Consider the following 4,650-nt stretch of genomic DNA (forward strand, 5'->3'; position numbering starts at 1 on the left):
CAGGACCCGCAACATAAGGTGAAATGCTCCACTAGTTTGCTACCTTTCCTTCGCGTCGTTTCGCGCAATTCTCGCGTGCGTTGACGGGGCAGAGGCGCCGATAGCGAAGGCTGCCTGGGTATTGGCGAGAACCCTCAACGACGGCTCGATGCACTTAACCGGCCCCGAAGGCCCGCATGACCCTTGACCGTATGGCCTCTTTAGGGAGCGCGCCGACCACCCTGTCGACGAGCATGCCGTTTGCAAAGAACAGGAGCGTCGGGATCGCCGTTATGCTGAAACTCGTCGCTATCCCGGGGTTGAGATCGACGTTGCATTTGCCGAAGGTCACCCTGCCGGCAAAATCACGCGCAAGGTCCTCGATCACCGGGGCCACCATCCGGCAGGGGCCGCACCATTCCGCCCAGACGTCGATGACAAGGAAAGGATGCTTCTTTGCGGCGTCCTGAAACGTGTTGTCGCTGATCTCGACGACCCCGCCGGTGTCGCCGAGGAGGCCGGCCTCAAGCTCCCGGAGGCGCTCTTCGCGGAGGCGCTGCAGGTCGTCATCCATCGGTCTGTTCTCTTCCATACAACGGGATTATGATGCACGTCCCTATAATGGTTGGGTGGGAAACGGCGATCGGACCTTCACAAAGGTATATATCCAAGTACCTCCAATTTATTATACCTCACAGGTTGGAGCGAGGTGGGGTAGTCAGGAAATCCCGGCGGGCTCATAACCCGTAGACCGATGGTTCAAATCCATCCCTCGCTATCTTCTGTTTTCGCGCACTCTTCTCTGTTCCGTATTCTCCTCAAGCCAGCAAAGACATGTTCTCCCGGCAGCCGGCGCATTCGCGGCATGGGAGCCTTGACCGGGATTCACGGCCACGCGCATGAGTGTTCCAGGCGGCTGCCCGGTGGGTGCGTGCGTGGGGCAAACGGGAGGGGTTTCGCGGATGCCTGAGCGCCGGAAGCGTGATTTGTGACAGACATCCGTCCCGGGAACCGGGGTATCACGTCGCGGTGTTCGGCAATGAGACGAGCCGGATACAGAAAAAGAGCGTGGGCCCGGGGCCGCCCGTGAACCGCGCACAGGGGGAAGTTATGTCCGCTGCTTCCCGGTCCTGAAGGTCGAGAGGTCGGCCTGGTGGGTACCGGCCACGTAGTCCACCACACAGTGGTAACACTTCTCCCCGTTGATATCCACCGGGTAACACCCGGTCAGGCACCCGGTGCAGAGGTTCCGCTCGCCGCACCCGATCGCCTCCACCAGGTCCTTGAGCGGGACGTAGGTAAGCGACGTCGCGCCGATGCTCTCCCGCACCGCCTCGACCTCTTTCCCGCTCGCGATCAGTTCGGCACGGGTGGGCATATCAACCCCGAGGTAACAGGGGGAGATGATCGGCGGGGAGCCGACCCTGAGATGGATCTCGCTCGCCCCCGCCTCCCGGATCATCTTCACGATCCTGCGGGACGTCGTCCCCCGGACGATACTGTCGTCGACGAGGACCACCCTTTTGTCCTTGAGGTTGCCCCTGACGGTGTTGAGCTTGATCCTGACCGCCCGTTCCCGCTGCTGCTGGGTCGGCATAATAAACGTCCGTCCCATGTAACGGTTCTTCATCAGCCCCTCGACGAACGGGACGCCCGACCGTTCGGCGTAGCCGGCGGCGTAGGCGGTCCCGGAGTCGGGGACCGGGCAGACGATATCTCCCTCAACCGGAGCCGCATCATAGAGCCCCTGCCCGATCCGGCGGCGGACATCGTAGACCAGCGTCCCGTCTATGACCGAATCGGCGCGGGCAAAATAGATGTACTCGAAGATGCAGTGCCCTCTCCGGTTCGCGGTCGCGATCTGGACGGAAGAGAGCCCGTTCTCATCGATACGGACGAGTTCTCCCGGCCGCACATCCCTGATGAGCGTGCCGTCGAGCGCATCGATCGCCACGCTCTCGGAGGCGACGATGTAGCCGTGGTCGAATTTGCCGATACAGAGCGGTTTGATGCCGAGCGGGTCGCGGAAAGCATAGACGGTGTCGTTTAACAGCGCAACGGTGGCGTAGGAGCCCCGCAGGCGCCGCATGCAGAGCCTGACCGCATCCTCCATGCTCTTTGAGGTCCGGAGCGCCTCGGCGATGATGTTCCCTATGATCTCAGTATCGGCGGAGGTGCAGAAGATCTGCCCCCGGCGTTCGTACTCCTCCCGCATCTCGGCCGTGTTGACCAGGTTGCCGTTGTGGGCGATCGAGAGGTCAAGCCCCCGGTAGCGAAAATTGAACGGCTGGACGTTCTCCGGGACCTTCGACCCGGTCGTCGGGTAGCGGACATGCCCGATCCCGGCGTTGCCACGCAGTCCCTCCAGGGTGTGGCGATCAAAGACTTCGGCAACGAGCCCCTGGGCCTTGTGGGTGTACAGGGTCGTGCCTTCAAAAGTGGATATCCCTGCGCTCTCCTGCCCCCGGTGCTGGAGAGCGTACAGGGCGTAGTACAGCGGAAAAGAGACACCGCCAGCATCGACGATGCCAACGATACCACACATGATACAACTCTAATGCGTCGGTACCTTTGCTTTTTTCTCTGTCCAACGATAACTGCGTAATTTCCGGCTCTTTCCAAAGCCACAGGCCGCACAGACCTTGTGCTGCGCATGGAATGAGGGCTTGCCACAACGCCTGCAGGTGATGTGGGTACGCTTCTGCCGCTTGCCCATTGATGGTGTGCCTTTTGACATTCTCTCTCACCTACTCATTCAACTGAAGGGGTGATATAGATCACGTTATCACCGCGGACGATCAGCGTGCCGAGTTTCTGCACAGCGCCGTCCATTTCTTCTTCTGCCTTATCCAATACCAGATTCATGTGAACGTCGTATCCCTGGAGGACACCCCGAATCTCCCTTCCACCTTTGAGGCTGATGATGACGGGCTGACGGTTCAGTACCTGATCTAAAATATCCAACGGTCTTGGCGTCATATGATTACCCTTTGCCGTCCATTCTGGAGTAATATATTTGAGTGAAGAAACTACTTAAATATAACCGCGCTGTTGCGAAGAAACAACTGCTTCCTCGAGGTCTGGAATAAATGTCGAAGTTTACCGTAAAAAAACGTCACGTTATCAGAAAATCGCAGATTGCCCGGCTCCTCGACCGGCTCGCCGAAGAGATCGGACCGTCGGCCGAACTCTTCCGGTCCGACCGGATCGAGCGGGTCGAGACCGACGCTCCCGTCGGGATCTACCTCGTCGACAAAAAACCGCTCCTGATGGCCGCCGACACCTGGACCTTTCCCACCCTGCGGGGGCTGGTCGAGCACCCCATCCCCGAGCGCCGGGTGGTGGTCGATACCGGCGCGGTCAGGTTCGTCGCAAACGGCGCGGATGCCATGCGCCCCGGGATCGTCTCGATATCACCAGATATCCGCGCCGGGCGTCCGGTGCAGGTCGTCGAGGAACGCCACGGGAAACCGCTTGCCGTGGGGATTGCGCTCTTTGATGCCGCCGATATGGAGCAGCAGGAGAAGGGGAAATCGGTCAGGAGCATCCACCACGTCGGGGACGATATCTGGAATCTCGAGATCTAACGTGGAAATTAAAAGATACTATTAAATAAAATTCTTTCCTCACTTTTTCTATGGTTAAAAAGCTCTTTGACAGTATTCTCGGTAAAAACCCTGTAAAAAACGAAGACGAGTACATGGAACTCGATCTCGCCTCCTATGAGGGATCGACCTCAGAAGAGCCGGCATCCATGTACGTCAAGATCGCCACCATCGCCGACCTCAAGGATACCCCCCGTGTCAAAGACGAGGTCTATAACGGCAACATCGTCATCGTCGATATCGGGCGGCTGAAGATGGACAAGGTGACCTTCGAGCGGGTCTTAAAGGACCTCCGCGATGTGGCAAGAGACGTGAACGGCGATATCGTCGGCCTTGGCGAGCAGAAGTACGTCATCATCACGCCCATGTCCGTCAAGGTCTCGCGCGAGAAGATCGGCGGTGGCCTGTAAGTGCGGGAGGCCTACCCGGGAACCTGTCCCGCATGCGGGCGCGAGATCCAGATTATCCACCACCGTCTCGAGATCCCCCACTTCCCGGATCTCCTGATCGTCTCGATCGCGTGCGACGCCTGCGGCTACCGGCACACCGACACCATCATACCGGAGGAGGGGGAACCGGCCCGGTGGACGGTGCGGGTTGAGGAGCCCGCCGATCTCTCCATCAGGGTGGTGCGGAGCATGACCGGGACGATCACGATCCCGGAACTCGGGCTCGCTGTCGAGCCCGGGACCGCCTGTGAGGGGTTCGTCACCAATATCGAGGGGGTTCTCTCGCGGTTCGAGGGGGCGGTGGAGAGCGCCCTCGCCCACGCAGAGAGTGAAGACGAGCGGGCGGCAGCGCTCAGGGTGCAGGAGAGGATCGCCAGAGCCCGGGAGGCGGCCTTCCCGTTCACGGTCGTCCTCGAGGATCCCGCCGGGAACAGCGCGCTCGTCAGTGAGAAGGCCGAAAAGACGCGGCTCGAGAGAACGACCTGATTTTTCTTTTTTGGCCCGGGGGTACCGGAGATCCGTACCGCGACTGCTATCGTTCCCGCTATACCCTCCCGCGCATCACGACCAGGTGATTCCGGATCTGCCCTGCCCCAGTACTTCGCTAATTCTGACAG

General features: G+C 59.9%; 7 protein-coding genes and 1 tRNA gene. 4 read left to right on the top strand and 4 right to left on the bottom strand.

Annotated features, from left to right (window positions below):
* Positions 1-154 precede the first annotated feature (154 nt).
* A complete protein-coding gene (trxA, locus tag BP858_RS05470) occupies positions 155-571 on the bottom strand; it encodes a thioredoxin (RefSeq protein WP_281767242.1) in 417 nt (138 codons plus the stop codon).
* 111 nt (positions 572-682) lie between these two features.
* Between trxA and BP858_RS05475 the strand changes: the two genes are divergently transcribed.
* A tRNA-Met gene (locus BP858_RS05475) sits at positions 683-757 on the top strand.
* Between the two features lie 330 nt (positions 758-1,087).
* On the opposite strand, the gene purF is transcribed toward BP858_RS05475, so the two are convergent.
* From purF to BP858_RS05490, 3 genes are read right to left on the bottom strand one after another with little or no spacing between them, the layout of a single operon-like run.
* On the bottom strand, positions 1,088-2,524 hold the full coding sequence (gene purF / locus BP858_RS05480; protein ID WP_074174724.1) for an amidophosphoribosyltransferase: 1,437 nt from the start codon (positions 2,522-2,524) through the stop codon (positions 1,088-1,090).
* A gap of 9 nt (positions 2,525-2,533) precedes the next feature.
* Entirely contained in the window at positions 2,534-2,716 is a 183-nt protein-coding gene (locus tag BP858_RS05485; RefSeq protein WP_286879050.1) for a 50S ribosomal protein L37e, read from the bottom strand.
* A gap of 14 nt (positions 2,717-2,730) precedes the next feature.
* Positions 2,731-2,958: an LSM domain-containing protein gene (locus BP858_RS05490; protein WP_014866011.1), complete on the bottom strand. Its 228-nt coding sequence runs from the start codon at positions 2,956-2,958 to the stop codon at positions 2,731-2,733.
* Positions 2,959-3,068: 110 nt separating this feature from the next.
* Here BP858_RS05490 and BP858_RS05495 point away from each other — a divergent pair, with 110 nt between their 5' ends.
* The 3 genes from BP858_RS05495 to BP858_RS05505 are packed head-to-tail and all read left to right on the top strand — an operon-like array spanning position 3,069 to position 4,519.
* Complete coding sequence (locus BP858_RS05495; RefSeq protein WP_014866010.1) at positions 3,069-3,566, top strand: RNA-binding protein; 498 nt, start codon at positions 3,069-3,071, stop codon at positions 3,564-3,566.
* Positions 3,567-3,616: 50 nt separating this feature from the next.
* Positions 3,617-3,994, top strand: a complete 378-nt coding sequence (locus BP858_RS05500) for a cell division protein SepF (RefSeq protein ID WP_014866009.1) — start codon at positions 3,617-3,619, stop codon at positions 3,992-3,994.
* Positions 3,995-4,519, top strand: a complete 525-nt coding sequence (locus BP858_RS05505; protein ID WP_014866008.1) for a ZPR1 zinc finger domain-containing protein — start codon at positions 3,995-3,997, stop codon at positions 4,517-4,519.
* Positions 4,520-4,650 lie beyond the last annotated feature (131 nt).

This window comes from Methanoculleus sp. UBA413 (assembly GCF_002502935.1).
Lineage (GTDB): Archaea > Halobacteriota > Methanomicrobia > Methanomicrobiales > Methanoculleaceae > Methanoculleus > Methanoculleus bourgensis.

Bases quoted from the DNA above. Each gene is read 5' to 3' on its own strand.
- trxA (WP_281767242.1), bottom strand. From the start codon at position 571: ATGGAAGAGAACAGACCGATGGATGACGACCTGCAGCGCCTCCGCGAA.
- BP858_RS05495 (WP_014866010.1), top strand. From the start codon at position 3,069: ATGTCGAAGTTTACCGTAAAAAAACGTCACGTTATCAGAAAATCGCAG.
- purF (WP_074174724.1), bottom strand. From the start codon at position 2,524: ATGTGTGGTATCGTTGGCATCGTCGATGCTGGCGGTGTCTCTTTTCCG.
- BP858_RS05490 (WP_014866011.1), bottom strand. From the start codon at position 2,958: ATGACGCCAAGACCGTTGGATATTTTAGATCAGGTACTGAACCGTCAG.
- BP858_RS05500 (WP_014866009.1), top strand. From the start codon at position 3,617: ATGGTTAAAAAGCTCTTTGACAGTATTCTCGGTAAAAACCCTGTAAAA.
- BP858_RS05485 (WP_286879050.1), bottom strand. From the start codon at position 2,716: ATGTCAAAAGGCACACCATCAATGGGCAAGCGGCAGAAGCGTACCCAC.